The 17,438-nt window shown below is 68.0% G+C and carries 17 protein-coding genes and 1 pseudogene; 11 read left to right on the top strand and 7 right to left on the bottom strand.

What is annotated here, in order from left to right; genetic code table 11:
* Nucleotides 1-6 precede the first annotated feature (6 nt).
* The 9 genes and pseudogenes from EYF70_RS23915 to EYF70_RS23875 all read left to right on the top strand — a co-directional run bounded on the left by EYF70_RS23915 (nucleotide 7) and on the right by EYF70_RS23875 (nucleotide 7,971).
* The gene (locus EYF70_RS23915) at nucleotides 7-1,197 is read left to right on the top strand and encodes a phosphoribosyltransferase domain-containing protein (protein WP_229420533.1); all 1,191 of its coding nucleotides are present in this window, start codon (nucleotides 7-9) and stop codon (nucleotides 1,195-1,197) included.
* Entirely contained in the window at nucleotides 1,194-1,946 is a 753-nt protein-coding gene (locus tag EYF70_RS23910) for an HAD family hydrolase (protein WP_131147626.1), read from the top strand. The genes EYF70_RS23915 and EYF70_RS23910 overlap by 4 nt, the downstream gene beginning before the upstream one ends.
* Nucleotides 1,943-3,079, top strand: coding sequence for a cysteine protease StiP family protein (locus EYF70_RS23905; RefSeq protein ID WP_229420532.1), 1,137 nt, complete (start codon nucleotides 1,943-1,945; stop codon nucleotides 3,077-3,079). The genes EYF70_RS23910 and EYF70_RS23905 overlap by 4 nt, the downstream gene beginning before the upstream one ends.
* Complete coding sequence (locus tag EYF70_RS23900) at nucleotides 3,072-4,067, top strand: HpcH/HpaI aldolase/citrate lyase family protein (RefSeq protein ID WP_131147625.1); 996 nt, start codon at nucleotides 3,072-3,074, stop codon at nucleotides 4,065-4,067. The genes EYF70_RS23905 and EYF70_RS23900 overlap by 8 nt, the downstream gene beginning before the upstream one ends.
* Nucleotides 4,068-4,159: 92 nt before the next feature.
* Nucleotides 4,160-5,131, top strand: a pseudogene (locus EYF70_RS23895) (DUF475 domain-containing protein); the annotation flags it as partial.
* Between the two features lie 249 nt (nucleotides 5,132-5,380).
* The gene (locus EYF70_RS23890; protein ID WP_131147623.1) at nucleotides 5,381-5,956 is read left to right on the top strand and encodes a TerD family protein; all 576 of its coding nucleotides are present in this window, start codon (nucleotides 5,381-5,383) and stop codon (nucleotides 5,954-5,956) included.
* Nucleotides 5,957-5,959: 3 nt separating this feature from the next.
* Nucleotides 5,960-6,658, top strand: a complete 699-nt coding sequence (locus EYF70_RS23885) for a TIGR00266 family protein (protein WP_131147622.1) — start codon at nucleotides 5,960-5,962, stop codon at nucleotides 6,656-6,658.
* Between the two features lie 65 nt (nucleotides 6,659-6,723).
* Entirely contained in the window at nucleotides 6,724-7,305 is a 582-nt protein-coding gene (locus EYF70_RS23880; RefSeq protein ID WP_131147621.1) for a TerD family protein, read from the top strand.
* A gap of 372 nt (nucleotides 7,306-7,677) precedes the next feature.
* Nucleotides 7,678-7,971 carry a hypothetical protein gene (locus EYF70_RS23875; RefSeq protein ID WP_131147620.1) on the top strand — a complete coding sequence of 98 codons (294 nt, stop codon included), beginning with the start codon at nucleotides 7,678-7,680 and terminating at the stop codon, nucleotides 7,969-7,971.
* Nucleotides 7,972-7,989: 18 nt separating this feature from the next.
* Here EYF70_RS23875 and EYF70_RS23870 read toward each other — a convergent pair whose 3' ends face one another.
* From EYF70_RS23870 to EYF70_RS23850, 6 genes are all read right to left on the bottom strand, one after another.
* Nucleotides 7,990-8,922, bottom strand: coding sequence for an alpha/beta hydrolase (locus EYF70_RS23870; protein ID WP_229420531.1), 933 nt, complete (start codon nucleotides 8,920-8,922; stop codon nucleotides 7,990-7,992).
* A 36-nt stretch (nucleotides 8,923-8,958) separates the two neighbouring features.
* Complete coding sequence (locus EYF70_RS31185; RefSeq protein ID WP_371861745.1) at nucleotides 8,959-9,078, bottom strand: hypothetical protein; 120 nt, start codon at nucleotides 9,076-9,078, stop codon at nucleotides 8,959-8,961.
* A 28-nt stretch (nucleotides 9,079-9,106) separates the two neighbouring features.
* Nucleotides 9,107-11,434: a CPBP family intramembrane glutamic endopeptidase gene (locus EYF70_RS23865; protein WP_229420530.1), complete on the bottom strand. Its 2,328-nt coding sequence runs from the start codon at nucleotides 11,432-11,434 to the stop codon at nucleotides 9,107-9,109.
* The gene (locus EYF70_RS23860; protein ID WP_131147619.1) at nucleotides 11,431-12,162 is read right to left on the bottom strand and encodes an ABC transporter ATP-binding protein; all 732 of its coding nucleotides are present in this window, start codon (nucleotides 12,160-12,162) and stop codon (nucleotides 11,431-11,433) included. Before EYF70_RS23860 ends, EYF70_RS23865 begins: the two co-directional genes overlap by 4 nt.
* Before the next feature lie 43 nt (nucleotides 12,163-12,205).
* A complete protein-coding gene (lepB, locus tag EYF70_RS23855; protein WP_131147618.1) occupies nucleotides 12,206-12,880 on the bottom strand; it encodes a signal peptidase I in 675 nt (224 codons plus the stop codon).
* A gap of 74 nt (nucleotides 12,881-12,954) precedes the next feature.
* Nucleotides 12,955-13,701: a helix-turn-helix domain-containing protein gene (locus tag EYF70_RS23850; protein ID WP_131147617.1), complete on the bottom strand. Its 747-nt coding sequence runs from the start codon at nucleotides 13,699-13,701 to the stop codon at nucleotides 12,955-12,957.
* 74 nt (nucleotides 13,702-13,775) lie between these two features.
* Here EYF70_RS23850 and EYF70_RS23845 point away from each other — a divergent pair, with 74 nt between their 5' ends.
* The gene (locus EYF70_RS23845) at nucleotides 13,776-14,840 is read left to right on the top strand and encodes a cytochrome P450 family protein (protein ID WP_131147616.1); all 1,065 of its coding nucleotides are present in this window, start codon (nucleotides 13,776-13,778) and stop codon (nucleotides 14,838-14,840) included.
* The gene (locus EYF70_RS23840) at nucleotides 14,837-15,181 is read left to right on the top strand and encodes an antibiotic biosynthesis monooxygenase family protein (RefSeq protein WP_131147615.1); all 345 of its coding nucleotides are present in this window, start codon (nucleotides 14,837-14,839) and stop codon (nucleotides 15,179-15,181) included. Before EYF70_RS23845 ends, EYF70_RS23840 begins: the two co-directional genes overlap by 4 nt.
* A 33-nt stretch (nucleotides 15,182-15,214) precedes the next feature.
* On the opposite strand, the gene EYF70_RS23835 is transcribed toward EYF70_RS23840, so the two are convergent.
* Entirely contained in the window at nucleotides 15,215-17,329 is a 2,115-nt protein-coding gene (locus tag EYF70_RS23835; protein WP_131147614.1) for a TonB-dependent siderophore receptor, read from the bottom strand.
* Nucleotides 17,330-17,438 lie beyond the last annotated feature (109 nt).

Here is a 17,438-nt window from a genome sequence, read left to right as displayed (position 1 = left end):
GATCGAATGAATGACCGTGCCATGAATGGCTGGGCCGCGCCCGGCCATCGCGAGATCGCGATGCCGACCGGCGTGCTCACCGTGCGCACCGACGCGGGGGCATACCCGCTGGACAGCCTGCTGGGTTTCGGCGCGCGCGCCAATGCTAGGCGGGGTTTCCTGTTCGTCAGCAAGGTACTGGGCAAGCACTGGCCATCGCGCCCCGCCATGATGCGCGAGCTGCACGATGCGCTGGCGGGCCAGCTGCCGGCCGCGCTGCCTGGTCCCGTGGTGTTCATCGCGCTGGCCGAAACGGCGATCGGGCTGGGGCAGGGCGTGTTCGAGTCGCACCTGCGGCGCCACCCGGAAGCGGAGGCGCTGTTCCTGCATACCACGCGCTACCGCATCGATGGCGTGCCGACCGTCGAATTCGCCGAACCGCACAGCCACGCGCCGCGGCAGTTCCTGCACCTGCCGGCCGATCCCGCGCTGCACCAGCTGTTCATGCGCGCGCGCTCGCTCGTGCTGGTCGATGACGAAGCGAGCACCGGCACCACCTTCCGCAACCTGGCCGCGGCCTGCCGCTCGCTCAATCCGGCGCTGGCCCACGTCCACCTGGCTACGCTGACCGATTTCATGGGCGCGCAGGCGGGCGAGGCGCTGTCGGCCGGTATCGGCCTGCCCGTCACGCAGGGCGCGGCGCTGCATGGCAGTTTCACCTTCGCTGCCGGCGCGAGCTTCCCGGAAACCGCGCCGGCGCAGGTGGTCGGTGCGGCCGGCGGCGTCGCGGTGGGCGGTGCCTTCGGCCGCGCGGGCCTGGCACGGCCCCTGGCCATCCCGGCAGCCGTGGTCGACGCGCTGGCGGCAGGCATCGCTCCCGGCGAGACCGTTCTGGTGCTGGGCACCGGCGAATTCATGCATCCGCCGTTCCTGCTGGCGCATGCGCTGGCCGGCGCCGGCATCGATGCCGTGGTGCAGTCGACCACGCGCTCGCCGATCCTCGAATGGGGCGCGATCGGCAGCCGCCTGGCATTCGCCGACAACTATGGCGAGGGCATCGCGAATTACCTCTACAACGTGCGGCCCGGCCAGTACGCGCATGTGCTGATCTGCCATGAAACCCCGGCCGACGATGCGCTGCGCGACCTGGCCCGCCAGCTTGGCGGCCGGCTGCTGCATTTCCGCTCGGAGGACACGATCGAGGGAGCCCTGCCTTGAAGAAGTTCCTTTTTGTGGACCTGGACGACACGCTGTTCCACTCGCTGGCGAAGTGCGACCCGGCCGACGTGCTGCAGCCGATCGCCTTCCTCAAGGACGGCTCGGCGAACTCGTACACCAACGCCCGCCAGCGCGCCTTCCTCGACTTGGTCGGCGAAGGCATGACGCTGATCCCCACCACCGCGCGCGACCGCGATGCGCTGGCGCGGGTCGATTATCCGTTCGCGCACTACCGGATCATCGACTTCGGCGGGATCATCCTGGCGCCGGACGGCACGCCCGACCGGGTCTGGCTGGCGCGCATGGGTGACGACATGGCCACCGCCCTGCCGGGCCTGCGCCAGGTGCGGGCCGTGATCGAGGACTACGCGCAGCGCGCGGGTTTCCCGGCCCGCATCCGGCTGGTGGAAGATCTCGGCCTGCCGTTCTACGTGAACGTCAAGGATGCGGACAAGGACCTGGCGCGGCTCGACGCGATCGAACGCGAGGCGGTGGAACCGTGGCTGGCCACGGCGGGGCAGGACTTCTGCCTGCACCGCAACGGCAACAACCTGGCGGTATTGCCGAAGCGGCTGAACAAGGCCCGCGCCGTCGACTACCTGCAGGCCCGGCTGCGCGACGAACATGGCCCGATCATGACCTTCGGCATGGGCGACAGCCGCTCCGACGCGCGTTTCATGGCGGCCTGCGATTACGCCATCATCCCGCGCGGCACGCAGCTGTCGGCGCTGGCCCTGGGGGCGCTATGAGTGGCGGAAACAGCGCGGCGAACAGCGCATCGAATGCCGGCGCCTTCATGCCGTTTTCCGGCAGCTACCGGCAGGGCGACGTGCAGTTCCTGCTGCGGCGCCTGCCCGGCCACGCCTTCGTGTCGGTCGAGGAAAAGGAAGCGCTGATCCAGTCCGGCCAGCGGCACTACAGCGAGATGCTGTCGGCCGAGCGGCTGCCGTCGGCGCGGCACCTGGCGCTGTTCGACGAGGCCTGCCAGGCCAACCGTGGCCGCATGGCGGCGGATTGCCTGCGCCTGGCGCACCTGGTCGCGGCACGGCGCTCGGGCCAGATCACGCTGGTCTCGCTGGCCCGCGCCGGCACGCCGGTGGGCGTGGTCGTGCGGCACCTGCTGGAACGGGTGCTGCACCGCGACGCCGTGCACTATTCGGTGTCGATCGTGCGCGACCGGGGCATCGACGAGGCGGCGCTGCGCACGATCCTGGCGGGCCACGTGCCCGCATCGATCGTGTTCATCGATGGCTGGACCGGCAAGGGCGTCATCGCCCGCGAGCTGGAACGTTCCGTCGAACGTTTCAACCTGCAGCATCGCGTGCGCATCGACGCGGGGCTGTTCGTGCTGTCCGACCTGGCCGGTGCCGCGGCCTGCGCCAGCTCGGATGCCGACTACCTGATCCCGTCGAGCATCCTGAATGCCACCGTCTCGGGGCTGGTCAGCCGCACCGTCGTCAATGGCGGCACCGGGCAGGGCGATTACCACGGCTGCGTGTACTACAAGGAATTCGCCGCGCACGACCGGTCGCAGGCCTTTGCCGACGATATCGTGGCGGCGGCCCTGGAAATCGCCGAGGCCGGCGAGCTGGCCCCGGTGCCGGTCGATCGGGCGCGCGCGGCGGCCACGTCGCGCGCCTGCCTGCGCGACCTGGCCGAGCGCCATGGCGTGGCGGACGTCAACCTGATCAAGCCGGGCATCGGCGAGGCCACCCGGGTACTGCTGCGGCGCGTGCCGCGGCTGCTGATCCTGCGCGATCCCGATGCCGCCGACGTGGCGCACCTGAAGCTGCTGGCGCAGGAAAAGGAAGTGCCGGTCGTGGTCGACCGGGCGTTGCCCTACCAGGGCGTTTCACTGATCAGGAGAGAAGGCGATGCATGACAAACCGATAGGTGCTTCGCTGTACGTACCCACGACACACCGGCACCTGCTCGAGATCGCCAATGGAGAACGGATCGCGGCGCTGCGCTCGGTCATCTTCTGCACCGAGGACGCGGTGGCGGAACGCGAGCTGGAGGCGGCGCTGGCCAACCTGGCCGCAACGCTGCGGGCGATGCGTGCGGAAGCGCGGATCGACCGCTTCGTGCGCGTGCGGAACACGGGCGTGCTGGCGCGCGTGCTGGCGATGGACGGGGTGGAAAAACTGGCCGGCTTCGTGATCCCGAAGGCCACGCGCGACAACCTGGACGAGTACATCGGCCTGTTGAGCGGCACCAGGCACCTGCTGATGCCGACGCTGGAAACGGCCGAGGTGTTCGACCCGGCGGAAATGCGCGCGCTGCGCGTCCGGCTGTCGATGCCGGACATCGCGCCCCGCATCCTGGCGCTGCGCATCGGCGGCAACGACCTGCTGGCGCTGCTGGGATTGCGCCGGCCCCGCGACATGACGATCTACCAGTCGCCGCTGGGCCCCGTGATCGCCAGCCTGGTGACGACGTTCCGGCCGTACGGCTTCCGCCTGACGTCCCCGGTATTCGAGCACCTGGACTGCCCGGCGCTGATGGCCCAGGAAGTGCAGCAGGACATCGCCTACGGCATGGTGGGCAAGACCGCGATCCACCCGTCGCAGATCGAGCCGATCGAACAGCACTTCCGCGTGCAGCCGAAGGAAGTGGCGATGGCGCTGCGCATCCTGGACCGCGACGCGCCGGCCGTGTTCAAGCTCGACGATTCGATGTGCGAAGTGGCCACCCACCGCAACTGGGCCAACGCCGTGATCGCGCGCGCCAGCCGGTTCGGCACGCACGCCGTGGCCGCCGGCACCGCCGGCAACGACGAGCCGGAGGCTCCCGTCAATCCCGTGGCGCATCCGTCGCCCGGGTGGACGGACGGCGACAAGCGTGTCAATGGTTCGGCTTTTGCGAAGTGAAGTTCACAATATCTACCATTTTCTGATTGACGTGTTTTCTCTACACTCCACCCTGTAAATCTATAACCGCATAAATATAGGGGAAATATCATATGAAGCACTTCAGGATCTCATTCCTGGTCACGGCCGTCTGCCTGGCGATTGCCGGGTGGTGGGGCTACCGGACCGCGGGTATCACCGGGGCGCTGTCGGCGCTCGGCATCGCCATGATTCTCGGCGTGATGGAAGTCTCGCTGTCGTTCGACAACGCGGTGGTCAACGCCTCCGTGCTGAAGACGTGGAACGACTTCTGGCGCAAGCTGTTCCTCGGCGTGGGCATCATCATCGCCGTGTTCGGCATGCGGCTGCTGTTCCCGCTGGTGATCGTGGCCGTTGCCGCGGACATCGGACTGACCGACGTGTGGACGCTGGCATTGAACAATCCGGACGAGTATTCGCGCCACCTGACCGAGCACCACGCGGAAGTGGCGGCGTTCGGCGGCATCTTCCTGCTGATGGTGTTCCTGAACTTCATCCTGGATCCGGAAAAGGAAACCCACTGGCTGGGTAACTTCGAGCAGAAACTGGGTTCGCTGGGCAAGGTGTCCTCGATTTCGATCATGGTGGCGCTGGCCACGCTGCTGGGCTGCATGACGCTGGTCGGCGAAGGCCAGAAGCTGGCGGTGCTGCTGTCCGGCCTGTGGGGCCTGCTGATCTACGTGGCGGTCGACGCCTTGTCGAACTACCTCGAGGCCGGCGAAGAAGGCGACTCCGGCGTGGGCGAGATGGTCAAGCGCGGCGGTATCGGCGGCTTCCTGTACCTGGAAGTGCTCGATGCGTCGTTCTCGTTCGACGGCGTGATCGGCGCGTTCGCCATCACCAAGGACGTGGTCATCATCATGGTGGGCCTGGCGATCGGCGCGATGTTCGTGCGTTCGATGACGGTGTACCTGGTGGAAAAAGGCACGCTGGACGCTTACGTCTACCTGGAACATGGGGCACACTATGCGATCGGCATCCTGGCGGCGATCATGCTGGCAAGCATGAAGTTCCATGTGCCCGAGATCTTCACCGGCCTGATCGGCGTGGCCTTCATCGCCGCCTCGGTATGGTCGTCGGTACGGTACCGCAAGCAGCAGGAAACCCTGGCCCCGGCATGACGGCCCGCAGGGCATCATCAGGGAACATAAGGGTGGCATAAGGACCGTCGGTTAAGGTCCCTCACAAGAATGGACGGGCAGCGAGCCCGTCCCGAACAACGCGGCGCGCCATCCGACACCAGTCGCGCCGCGCCGGAAGCAAGGTGTCTCAAACAATCGAAGGAGAAATCGATCATGGCAATCAGTCTGCAAAAAGGCGGTAACGTCAACCTGAGCAAGGAAGCTCCCGGCCTGTCGCAACTGACGATCGGCCTGGGCTGGGATGTGCGCGCCACCGATGGCGCGGCATTCGACATCGACAGCTCGGCCTTCCTGCTGAAGGCGGATGGCAAGGTACGCAGCGACTCCGACTTTATCTTCTACAACAACCTGAAATCCACCGACGGCTCGATCGTGCACTCGGGCGACAACCGCACCGGCGAAGGCTCGGGCGACGACGAGACCGTGCAGGTCGACCTGTCGAAAGTGCCGGCCGACGTCGACAAGATCGCCGTCTGCGTGACGATCCACGATGCCGAGGCGCGCCGCCAGAGCTTTGGCCAGGTGCAGAAAGCCTTCGTGCGCTGCGTGAATACCGCCAACAGCCAGGAAGTGGCGCGCTACGACCTGTCCGAGGACAGCTCGACGGAAACCGCGATGGTGTTCGGCGAACTGTATCGCAACGGCAGCGACTGGAAATTCCGCGCCGTGGGCCAGGGTTATGCGGGCGGCCTGGCGGCACTGGCCCGGAACTACGGCGTGGCGGTGTAAGTCATGCCCGTATTTACGATCACCGGCGAAGAGGATCCGTTCCTGCACGTGACCCTTCGCCACGGCGAGAAGATCTATTGCGAAGCCAACGCGATGGTCATGATGGAGGCGAACCTCGAGCTGAAAGGCAAGATGAACGGCGGGCTGGGGGCGGCGCTGATGCGCACCTTCGCCAACGGCGAATCGTTCTTCCAGCAGCACATCGAAGCCGTCAAGGGCGATGGCGACTGCCTGCTGTCGCCCACGCTGCCGGGCGCCATGCAGGTGCTGGACGTGGGCCAGCGCCAGTACATGATCAGCGACGGCGCCTTCGTGGCGGCGTCGTCGAGCGTGAACCTGAACGTGCGGACCCAGAACGTGGGCACCGCGCTGTTCGGCCAGACGGGCGGCTTCTTCATCACGGAAACCTCGGGCAGCGGGCAGCTGGTGGTCTCGGGCTTCGGCTCGGTGGCCACGCTGGACGTGGAAGCCGGCAAGGATATCGTGATCGACAACTCGCACGTGGTGTGCTGGGACAGCTCGCTGCGCTACGAGATGTCGGTGTCGACCAGCCGCAGCAGCGGCTTCCTCGGCAACCTGGTCAACAGCGTGACGAGCGGCGAAGGGATGGTGCTGCGCTTCTCGGGAACCGGCAAGGTGGTGGTGTGCTCGCGCAGCCGGGCGGCGTTCCTGTCGTGGCTGTCGAGCACCAAGCCTCAGTAAGCGCGCCCGCGAGCGTGGGCGGCAGCTGAGCATATCGATTCGAGTGCAGTGACGAGGAGGATGTCATGTCAGTCAATTTGACGAAGGGCCAGAAGATTTCCCTGGACAAGGAAGCCGGCGGCGCGCTGTCGCAGGTGACCATGGGCCTGGGATGGGACGCCGTGAAGAGCAAGGGTTTCCTCGGTTTCGGCAGCAAGAGCGCCGACGTCGACCTGGACGCTTCCTGCCTGCTGTTCGACGAGGCCAACAAGCCGGTCGACGCGGTATGGTTCCGCCAGCTGAAGAGCCGCGATGGCAGCATCGTGCACTCCGGCGACAACCGCACCGGGGCCGGCGATGGCGACGACGAGCAGATCAGCGTGAGCCTGCAGCAGGTGCCGGCCAACGTGAAGAGCATCGTGTTCACCGTGAACAGCTTCACGGGCCAGAGCTTCGCGCAGGTGCAGAACGCCTACTGCCGGCTCCTGAACGCCAGGGACGGCAAGGAAGTGGCGCGCTTCGACCTGTCCGTGCAGGGCTCGCACAGCGCCCAGATCATGGCCAAGCTGTACCGCCACAACGGCGAATGGAAGATGCACGCGATCGGCGAGAACGGCACCGGCCGCACGTTCGAGGAATTGATGCCGCAAGTCGCGCAGCACCTGTAGGCAACGATCACGGCGGCCACGGCCCTGCCGTGCCGCCACGCACCGTGTTTCACCTGCGCCAGCCCCATGGCGCGCTTCCCTTCGCGGTGGCCCGTACGAGCCACCGCTTTTTTTCGCGCAATGTTTCCTCAAACCGGGGTCAGACCCCGATTTCGGGAAACATTTCTTCAAACTGGGGTCTGACCCCGGTTTGAGGAAAAAGATTCGGGGACAGGAAGGAATACAGGCTTGCAGGCCTGTATCGTTACGCAGGCGCGAAGCATGCTTCGCAAAACCCCAGCTACACCCCCGAATTTGGGCAATACTTTTTGTGGTGGAGGCACAACAGTGCGGCGCCTTGCGCTATGCTGGCGGCCTTTGCCGAGGAAACGAATGCGCATCCTGCAAATGATTTTGTTTGTCGCTGTTTTCCTTGCCGTGCTGTGCGGGCCGGTGGTGCTCGCGGCGCGCAAGCTCGAGCGGCGCGGCTTTCCGGGTGCGCGGCGCTGGCTGCGCGTGATCGTGCCGGCGCAGCTGGTGGTGGCGCTGAGCACGATCGTGCTGGCCGATGAACTGGGCGAGCATGCGCTGCCCCTGTTGATCGTGGTGACGACGATCGCCACCAGCGTGCTCGGTGCGGCCGCGCTGTGGCTGATGCGCGCCCTGTGTCCGGCGCGCCTGCTGTAGCGCGCGCGGCACAGGCAATTACGCCAGGAAGAACTCCATCCCCCGCGCCATGGCGGGGAACGCCGCGGAGCCGTGGTTTTCCCGCGCGAAGAGCATGAATTCCGCTCGCGCTACGGTGCCGTTCATGGCGCCAAGCTTCACCGACAACGCCCGCGCCTCATCGATCATGCGCCGCTCGGCCGCGATCGCGTCGCGCGAGCCGGGAGCACCGCCGGCGGCCGGCTGTTCCAGCTCGCCGGCGCACAGCAGCACGGACGGCTTCACCGCCAGCGCTGCCACGCGCTTGTCGAAGCCTTCCAGCCCCGCCAGCACGGCGCGCTCGCGGTACCAGATCGACGGACTGGCGGCCAGATAAGTCTGGAACATCGCCGGCCGCGTGAACAGCGCGTGCAGCGTGCACAGGCCGCCGTACGAATGCCCGTACAAGGCCTGCCGCTGCGGATCGATCGGCGCCAGCGTGCGCACCAGCGGCTTCAGTTCCTGTTCGATGAAATCGAGGAAGCGCCCTGCGCCGCCTTCCGTAGCCGGGGCACCGGGCGTGGGCGGCGTGTAGTCGCGCCCGCGGTCCGGGTGGTAATCGTCGCCGGTCGGATAACCGATGCCAACCACCACCGGCGCCGCCTGCCCGGTGGCCTTGGCGCGCCGCGCGGCGGTGCGCGCCATCTGTGCCAGCATCGGGAACGAGGCGTTGCCGTCCAGCGCGTACAGCACCGGGTGGCCGGCCGCCGGTGCCGGCGTATCGGGCACGCTGATGAAGATGCGGTAACGCCCGCCGGTAATGGATGAAACCAGGTCGCGCTGGCGCGCCTGCGGCAGCACGACGTCTTGCCAGGCATCGCCGGCGCGCGCCACGCCGGGCAGCAGGGTGGCACCCAGCATGGCGCCGCCGGCCGACAGCAGGCGCCGGCGCGAAGGAGAGGGGAAAGAACTGGGGGAAGAAACAGCCGTCATTGCACGCAATTGGATGAGAATAATTCTCATTCTAACTCAGCAGGGATGAACTCGGCAGGCATGAATTCGGCAGGCATGAATTCGGCAGGCATGAATTCGGCAGGCATGAACTCGGCAGGCATGAACCCGGCAGGCATGAACCCGGCAGGCATGAATTCGGCAGGCACGAATTCGACATGCACTTTCAAGCCTGGATCGCGATGATCGCCCCGTTGTACACCGCGTGCGTGGCCACCGCCGCCAGCAGGCTGCCGTTGCGCCCGTACGCCAGCGCCGTGCACAGGCCCAGCACGAACACCGGCAGCATCGACGGCGGCGGATGCACGACGGCGAACAGCGCCGCGCTGACGATGGTCGCCGCCGCGAACGGCAGCGAGCGGCGCAGCCCGCCGAACAGCAGGCCCCGGAAGATGAATTCCTCGGACAGCGGCGCCGCCACGCAGGCAATGGCCAGCAGCAGCGGCAGCGCGATGGCGCCCTCCGGCCGCGGCAGTGGGATACCGAAGTGCCGCGCCGCCACCAGGTACAGCGCCGCAGCGGCGATCGCCGGGATCGCCCACGCCGCCCCGGCCAGCAGGGCGGGCAGCACCGGCCCGTGCCGGAACCTGGGCACGCCGGTTGTGCCCATGCGCCAGTACACGAAGCGCACCAGCGCCCACACCACGGCGCCGCCGATCGCCAGCGCAAGCGCCAGGTCCGGCAGCGCGGGCGGTCCGGCCGTACGGTGGATGACGGCCAGCGCGATCGCCTGCACGGCAAGGAACAGCAGCGCGGCGACCATGCCGTCGGCGGCGGACACGCGGGGCGGCGGCGCCGCGGCCGGGTCGAGCAGGTAGGGCAGGTGGTCGCGCGCCTTCTGCCACAGCGCCAGTGCCAGCGCGACCAGCAGCACGACCACGGCCACCCGGTGCGGCAGCGTGGTGGTGTACAGCGCAAAGCCGTACAGCCCCGCCAGCAGCGAATACAGGTACACGTAGGTCGGGCGGATGCGCGCGGTGGCTTCCTGCGCCAGCGGGTCGGAAGCCCACACGCCGAGCGCCACCGCGATCAGCGCGAACACGGGAATGCCGAGCGCCACGAGCGCCATCCTTGTCACCAGCCCGGCATCGATGCCCGGCGCGTAGCCGATGCCGATCGCGAACACGGCGGCCGGGTACACCAGTGCCAGCACCGCCCACAGCCGCGCCTTCTGCAGCAGCATGCGTTCCAGTGTGCCGGGGAAGGTGTACAGCATCCACAGCGCCTGGCCTTCCGTATTGATGGTCTGGAACGCGGACAGCAGCAGCACATAGCTGCCCAGCCCGAACGCGATGGAAGCCAGCAGCGCCTGGTCGGTTCCCAGCTGCGCCATCGCCTCCATGCGCCCGGTGAAGAACAGCTGGCTGCCGATGATCACCAGCGGCACGACCAGGCTTTGCACGAGGAAGGTGCGGTCGCGGCCCAGCAGGCGCAGCTCGCGCCGCTGCAGCGCGGTGCCCGGCAAGGCGCGCAACGATGCCGGCGGCGGCCGCTGCGCGCGTGCGGCTTCGCGCGAGCTGGCGGCCACCACGCCGGCGGACAACTGGCGCGCCAGCAGCGCGATGCCGGCCCACAGCAGCAGGCCGGCCTGCAGCGCCAGCAATGCGGCATGGCCGAGCGCGGCCGGCAGCGACCGCGCATCGAGCAGCTGGACGGCGAGGCCGGGCGGCGTCCACAGCGTCCAGCCGGGCCAGGCGCGGGCCCAGTCCATCGTGATGCCGCCGCGGCCCGTCGACAGGGCGATGACGAGGTAGATCAGCGGCAGCGAGACCACCGAGATGGCGGCCTGCAGGTTGCGCAATTGCGATGGCGGCAGCGTGAGGCGCAAACCGGTATCGACCAGCGTGCGCACCATCGCGGCAAGCGCGAGCAGGGCCACGGCGGCGGCCGTTGCCGCCAGCGGCGCGCTCCAGCGCAGGCCGGCATGCCAGCCGATCATCAGCATCGTCGGCCACAGCACCAGCCAGCCGGTGGGATTGGTGACGGTGCGTTCCAGCACCCGGGCCCACAGCAGGCCCTTGCGGCGTACCGGCAAGGTCACCAGCCATTCCAGGTCCCAGTCCGGCTGCGCCAGCTCGCGGCTGCCGAGCGGCACCAGCAGCGCCACCAGCCACAGCAGCCAGAGTTCCATGGCCAGCGCGCGCTGCAAGGGGGCGCTGAACGGCGCCTCGCGCAGCTGCGCCGAGACCGCGCGCCGCAGGTCTTCCGGCGTGGCCTGGCTGCCGCAGGCGCTGTGCGGCGTCAGCTCGCAATGCAGGTTCGTCAGGATCGTCTGCGACTGGAGCGCAAAGGCCAGCACCATCAGCAGCGCCAGCACGAGCGGCAGGATCCAGCGGCCGCGGCGCTTGCCCGCGGTGGCGGTGCGGCCCATGGCGGTGCCGGCAGCGGGCTTGCGCCGCATCGACACGGTGGCGAGGTTCAGCAGGCGTTGCAGGCGCAGCCGCGCCAGCAGCCAGGCCGCGCGCGCCGTACCGACGGGCAGTTCGCCGTTCACTGCGGCGCCGCTTCCGTTTCGTCCGTCAGGCGCAGGAACACTTCCTCGAGCGACGTGGCGCGGTCGTCGCGCAGCTCGTCCAATGCGCCGGTGGCCACCAGCGTGCCGCGATGGATGATGCCCACGCGGTCGCACATGCGCTGCGCCATGTCCAGCAGGTGGGTGGAGAGAAAGATCGTCTTGCCGGCGGCGGCGCGGCCCACCAGCAGGTCCTGCACGTCACGCGCCGCGCGGGGATCGAGGCCGTTGATCGGTTCGTCGAGGATCAGCACGGCCGGGTCGTGCACCAGCGCGCACGCCAGGCCCAGCTTCTTCTTCATGCCCATCGAGTAATTGACGGCGAATTCCTCGGCCACTTCGCCGAGGCCGAATTCGGCCAGCAACTCCGCGGCCCGGGTGGCGGCGGCGCGCCGCGGCAGGCCGTGCATCTCGCCGACGAACTGCAGGATTTCACGCCCGCGCAGGTAGTCGTAGAAGATCGGGTTGTCGGGCAGGTAGCCCACGTGGCGCTTCACGCTGGCGCCATCGGCATGGCAATCGAGGCCGTCGACCAGCACGCGGCCCCCGCTGGGCACGAGGATGCCCATCATCATGCGGATCGTGGTGGTCTTGCCGGCGCCGTTCGGCCCGAGGAAGCCGAACACTTCGCCGCGCCGCACGGCAAGGGTCAGCGGCCGCACCGCTTCGTAGTCGCCATAGCGCTTGGCCAGGCCATCGAACTCGATCATGTCGCTCCCGCGTGGATGGAGAGCGCCGATCTTATCATCGCGGCTACTGGCTGCGCAGGCTCATGCCGATGCGTTCCGTGCGCGGCGCCCAGTTGCCCTGGATGTCGGCGGAGACCAGGATGCCCTCGGCGCGGCCGATCAGCAGCGCGCGCGGCACGGTGCCGAACACGCGCGAGTCGCCGCTGTTGTCGCGGTTATCGCCCAGCATCAGGTAGCTGTCGCGCGGTACCGTCACCGGGCCGAAGTCGCGCATGGCCGTCACCTGCGGCAGGACCTGGATGCGGTAGCTGGCCTCGTTGCTGTGTTCGCGCAAGTGCAGCGCCGCCAGCTCGCCCAGTGCATCGATACGTTCGGTGCTGTTGCCCAGCACCGTGTAGCTGGCCTGGTGGCCGTTGATCAGCAGGCGCTCGCCGCGCATCTCGACAGTGTCGCCGGGCAGCGCGGCAATGCGCTTGATCAGCCGCGTGCCATCCTTCGGCGACGAGAACGTGACGACGTCGCCGCGGCGCGGTTCGCCGGTGCGCGCCAGCGAGATATCGGTGAGGGGGATCTTCACGTCGTAGGCCAGGCGGTTGACGAATACCACGTCGCCTTCGAGCAGGTTGGGCCGCATCGACGCCGACGGAATCGGGTTCCAGTCCGCCACGGCGGTGCGGAAGATCCCGAACAGCAGCAGGAAGGCAATGAACCCCTTGTTGGCGCGGATGGCTTCTTTCATGTGAATCTCCCTTGGATGGTGGTGGATCCTCATCATCGGGCGGCCATCTTAATCGATGCTTATTTAATCAACGCTTATGCAGGGGCAGCCCCGGGCGCTTGCGCGGGCATGCCCAGGGCCGCCAGCATGCGCCGCCGGCCCTGCGGGGCGACACCCAGTGCCCGGCTGTCGAGATCCTGCTCGACCCAGCCTTTCTGCAGGGCGAGCCGCAGCAGCGCGGCACCGAGCGCGCCGCCCAGGTGCGGCCGGCGTTCGCTCCAGTCCAGGCAAGGGCAGGCGAAGCGGCGGCGCTGGGCGCGCAGCGCGGCCATGTCCAGCCCCAGCTCGCCGAAGCGCGTCTCGCCTTCCGCCGACAGCACATACGCGCCATCCTCCTCGGCAAGCCAGCCCGCCGCCAGGAAATGATCGTTGAGCATGACGGCCAGCGCGCCCGCCATGTGGTCGTAGCAGGTGCGTGCCTCGCGCAGCCGGTCCGGCGTGTTCGGCACGAAGGGGGCGCGCTGCACGCCGGCCACGACGAGCAGCGCTTCCAGCGCGGCCGCCACCTCGCCGCCGGCCAGGCTGTAGTAGCGGTGCCGGCCCTGCGCGAGCTGGCGCAGCAGGCTATCTTCCTGCAGCCTTGCCAGGTGCGCGCTGGCGGTCGACGCACCGATCCCGGCCACCACGGAGAGCTCGGTGCTGGTGCGCGCATGGCCGTCCAGCAGGCTGCACAGCATGCGTGCGCGGGCCGGTTCGGCGATGGCGGCGGCGATGCGCGCCAGGCGGTCGTCGGCATTCGCCGTTGCCGCAGTCGTGATGTTCCTGGCGCGTGCTGCATCCATGATTCGGTCTCCAGCGAAGTATCGAGGTGGGCTTTTCAGGATACTGCATCCATTCGATCACGCAAAGGAACAGCATGGAACCCGATCACCCACCCGCCGACGCGGTGGCAGCCGTCACCCACCCGGACCCTTATCCGTACTACGCCATGCTGGCGGCGGACCCCGCGCCCCGCTACGACGAACGCCTGCGGCTATGGGTCGCCGCGCATCCCGCCACGGTGCGCCAATTGCTGGCGGATCCCGCCTGCCGCGTGCGGCCCGTGCAGGAACCGGTGCCGGCGGCATTGGCGGGACCGGCGGGCGACCTGTTCGGCGCCCTGGTACGGATGAACGACGGCCCGCGCCATGCCACGCCGAAGGCGGTGCTGCTGCACGCGCTGGCGGCGCTGCCGCAGTCCCTGGCGGCGGACCACGCGGCGAGCGTTGCGACGGCGATGGCGGCGGAGGTATGCGATGCCGCGACGCTGAACGCCTTTGTCCAGGGCGTGCCGGTGCGGGCAGTGGCCAGCCTGCTGGGCTTTGCGGACGGGGAGCTGCCGCGTGTCGCGGCGCTGGTCGCGCGGTACGTGGCGTGCCTGTCGCCGCTGGCGTGTCCCGGCGAGATCGCGGCGGGGCACGAAGCGGCGCAAGCGCTGCTGGATGCGTTGCGCCAGCTGGTCCGGCGCGCGCCCGGCACGGCCTTGCTGGCCGGCGTCACGCGGGAGCCATGGCCGGACGAGCATGCGCTGCTGGCCAACCTGGCAGGCCTGATGACGCAGACGCATGACGCCACCACCGGCTTGCTGGGCAATTGCATCGTGGCCCGCTTGCGCGGCGATGCCAGCGGCCCCGCCGCGCTGGTGCCGGCCGTGATGGAACACGATCCCGCCATCCATAACACGCGCCGGTTCACCGCCGCCGGCCTCGATGTCGCCGGCGTGGGCGTGCCGGCCGGCCAGGCGCTGTTGCTGGTGCTGGCGGGAACAGCGGGGTTTGGCGACGGCCACCACGCCTGTCCCGGCCAGACACTGGCGCGCAGCATCGTCACGCAGGCATTGCGGGCCTTGCGCGCGGCCGGGCCGTTGCCCCGCGCGGCATGGCGCTACCGGCCTTCGGTAAATGCCCGCATGCCCGTCTTCGTCGGGGAGGGCGGAGCATGATCGCCGTGATCTTCGAAGTCCTTCCGCATCCCGACGGGAAACAGGCGTACCTGGACCGCGCGGCGGCGCTGCGGCCGCTGCTGGAAGAGATCGACGGCTTCATCTCCATCGAGCGCTTCCAGAGCCTGGCCGATCCCGGCAAGCTGCTGTCGCTGTCGTTCTTCCGCGACGAGGCGGCGCTGGCACAGTGGCGCAACCTGGAGGAACACCGTGCCGCGCAGCAGGCCGGGCGCGGTGGACTGTTCGCCGGTTACCGCCTGCGCATCGCCGGCGTGATGCGCGACTATGGGCTGCACGACCGCGCGCAGGCGCCGGCCGATTGCCGCGCCCGCAATGGCTGAGGCCTTGTCCCGGGCGCCGCAGGGCTGGCGCCGTCAGTATTTCCAGTTCAGCGTCACGCTTGCGTTGCGCGGAGCCGCGTAATAGCTCTGGCTCCAGTACAGGCTCGTGAGGTAGCGCTTGTCCGTCACGTTGTTGACGTTGACGGCGACCGACAGTTGCCGGTCGATGTCGTAGCGCCCCATCAGGCCCAGCGTGGCGTACGACGGCTGGCGAATCACGCCGCTGGCTTCGTTGCGGTAGATGTCGTCCTGCCAGTTGGCAGTGGCACCCACGCGCAGCTGCGGCAGCGATGGTATCTGGTACGTGGCGGACAGGCGCAGCAGGCGGCGCGGCATGTAGGTCTTGACGGTGTTGCCGTCCGGGTCTTCCAGGTTCATCACCGTGAAGCCGGCGCTCGCCTGCAAGCCCTTTGCAAGCTCGCCCGACAGGTCGAATTCGACACCCTTCGATTCGGCATCGATGCCGCGGTAATACGATTTGCCGGCGCTGGTGACGCCGGCCTGCTCGGCGGTGTTCAGCTGCTTGGTCCGGTAGAGCGCGGCGGCGGCATTGAGTTTGCCGCCGAACCATTCGCCCTTGATGCCCGCCTCGGTGGTCCTGCCTTCCATGGGATCGAGCGTGACGCCGTTCGCATCGGTCTCGCTTTGCGGATTGAAGATCTCCGTGTAGCTGGTGTAGGCGGTCAGTGCCGGCGTCAACTCATAGGTCAGGCCGACGTAGGGCGTGGTCTTCGTGTTCGACTTGAACTTCGTCACGCCGTACGCGGTGCCGCTGCTGTCCGCCTTCGTGTGCGTGATGCCGGTGATCAGCTTCAGGGGATCGGTGAGATTGAAGCGTGCCGCGACGTAGGCGGACTTGCGCCTGTCGACATAGGAACTGCCGTCGGTCGACGCATCGAACGCGGGTTCCGGATAGTTGCCGGTCCACTGGTCCAGTGCCGGCAGCGCGGTGCCGATGCCCTGGCCGTAGTGCGAGATGTCCTCCAGCGTGGCGTGTGACCAGTTGGCGCCGAACGACAGGTCGTGTTGGCGGCCGCCCAGCGTGAACCGGCCGGTGGCGGAAGCATCGAGCAGGTTTTGCGCAAGCTCCGAAGCATACAGCGACGGGTAGGACACCAGGCCCAGGCCAGTCGCCGCATCCACCTCGCCATACGTGTAGAACAGCTTCCCGTTCGTGTTGGTGGTGCTTCGCGTGGCGGTGAGCTGGGCGCGCCAGCCGTTGCCGAACCGGTGGACCAGTTCGGCGAAAGTGCGCTGGTCGCTGACGTGGTTGCGGGTCCAGTCCGGCGCGGTCGAATAACTGGTCGGCAGGTCGGTCGGCGTGCCGTCCGAATGGATCAGCGGCAGCGCGCCCCACATGCCGCCCCTGGTATCGTTGATCTGGCTGGAGTGGCCGACGGTCAGCGTGGTGTCGTCCGCCAGCTTTGCTTCCACCACGCCATAAAACACCTTCTTTTTCGCCGAGTAGCGGTCCAGCCAGGAATCGCCATCCTCGTAGGCGCCGACGATGCGGGCCGACAGCGTGCCTTCCACGTTCAGCGCGCCGGAGATATCGGTCTCGACCCGCCTGGTGTCCCATGAACCCAGCGTGACGCTGGCCGAGGCCTGGAACGGGACCGTGGGGCGCTTGCGCAGGAAGTTGACGGTGGCGGACGGGTTGCCGGTGCCCGACATCAGCCCGTTGGCGCCGCGCACGACATCGACGCGGTCATAGATCGCCGTGTCCAGGTCGCCCATCACGAGGCCGAAGACGAATGGCGTACCGACGCCGTCGTACTGGAAATTGGTGATGTCGAAGCCCCGCGCCGTGTAGTACGTGCGGTCGTTTTCCACGCGCTCGACGGTGACGCCGGTGGCGGTTTCCAGCATGTCGTTGACGGAGTCGAGCTGGAAATCGTCCAGCCTGGCACGCGTGATCACGGAGACCGATTGGGGCGTTTCGCGCAGCGGCAGGTCCAGGCGTGCCGCACCGGTGCTGCTTTTCGCGGTATAGCTGTCCGCCTCCGCGCTGGCTTGCACGACGACGGTCTGCATCTGCTGCTCGGCGTCTTCGGCTTTCTCGGGAATCGGGTCGGCGTGGGCAACTCCGCAGAAGAGCGCGGCAAGGGCGAATGGCGTGGGGCGTGGCAAGCGGGTGGAGCGCGGCATGGTGTCCTGTCAACGTGAATGAGAATGATTCTCATACTAGCGACAGCGTCGACGCATGCCCAGCGCATGGCCCGGCAAAACGGGTAAAACTGCGTTAAGAAATGTGACC

The organism is Pseudoduganella albidiflava (assembly GCF_004322755.1).
Classification (GTDB): Bacteria; Pseudomonadota; Gammaproteobacteria; order Burkholderiales; family Burkholderiaceae_D; genus Rugamonas; species Rugamonas albidiflava.
This window is presented reverse-complemented; position numbering and strand designations above follow the sequence as displayed.

Excerpts from the sequence above, each read along its gene's own strand:
- EYF70_RS23915 (WP_229420533.1), top strand. The coding sequence starts at position 7 with ATGAATGACCGTGCCATGAATGGCTGGGCCGCGCCCGGCCATCGCGAG.
- EYF70_RS23905 (WP_229420532.1), top strand. The coding sequence starts at position 1,943 with ATGAGTGGCGGAAACAGCGCGGCGAACAGCGCATCGAATGCCGGCGCC.
- EYF70_RS23900 (WP_131147625.1), top strand. The coding sequence starts at position 3,072 with ATGCATGACAAACCGATAGGTGCTTCGCTGTACGTACCCACGACACAC.
- EYF70_RS23890 (WP_131147623.1), top strand. The coding sequence starts at position 5,381 with ATGGCAATCAGTCTGCAAAAAGGCGGTAACGTCAACCTGAGCAAGGAA.
- EYF70_RS23885 (WP_131147622.1), top strand. The coding sequence starts at position 5,960 with ATGCCCGTATTTACGATCACCGGCGAAGAGGATCCGTTCCTGCACGTG.
- EYF70_RS23880 (WP_131147621.1), top strand. The coding sequence starts at position 6,724 with ATGTCAGTCAATTTGACGAAGGGCCAGAAGATTTCCCTGGACAAGGAA.
- EYF70_RS23875 (WP_131147620.1), top strand. The coding sequence starts at position 7,678 with ATGCGCATCCTGCAAATGATTTTGTTTGTCGCTGTTTTCCTTGCCGTG.
- EYF70_RS23870 (WP_229420531.1), bottom strand. The coding sequence starts at position 8,922 with ATGACGGCTGTTTCTTCCCCCAGTTCTTTCCCCTCTCCTTCGCGCCGG.
- EYF70_RS23860 (WP_131147619.1), bottom strand. The coding sequence starts at position 12,162 with ATGATCGAGTTCGATGGCCTGGCCAAGCGCTATGGCGACTACGAAGCG.
- lepB (WP_131147618.1), bottom strand. The coding sequence starts at position 12,880 with ATGAAAGAAGCCATCCGCGCCAACAAGGGGTTCATTGCCTTCCTGCTG.
- EYF70_RS23850 (WP_131147617.1), bottom strand. The coding sequence starts at position 13,701 with ATGGATGCAGCACGCGCCAGGAACATCACGACTGCGGCAACGGCGAAT.
- EYF70_RS23845 (WP_131147616.1), top strand. The coding sequence starts at position 13,776 with ATGGAACCCGATCACCCACCCGCCGACGCGGTGGCAGCCGTCACCCAC.
- EYF70_RS23840 (WP_131147615.1), top strand. The coding sequence starts at position 14,837 with ATGATCGCCGTGATCTTCGAAGTCCTTCCGCATCCCGACGGGAAACAG.
- EYF70_RS23835 (WP_131147614.1), bottom strand. The coding sequence starts at position 17,329 with ATGCCGCGCTCCACCCGCTTGCCACGCCCCACGCCATTCGCCCTTGCC.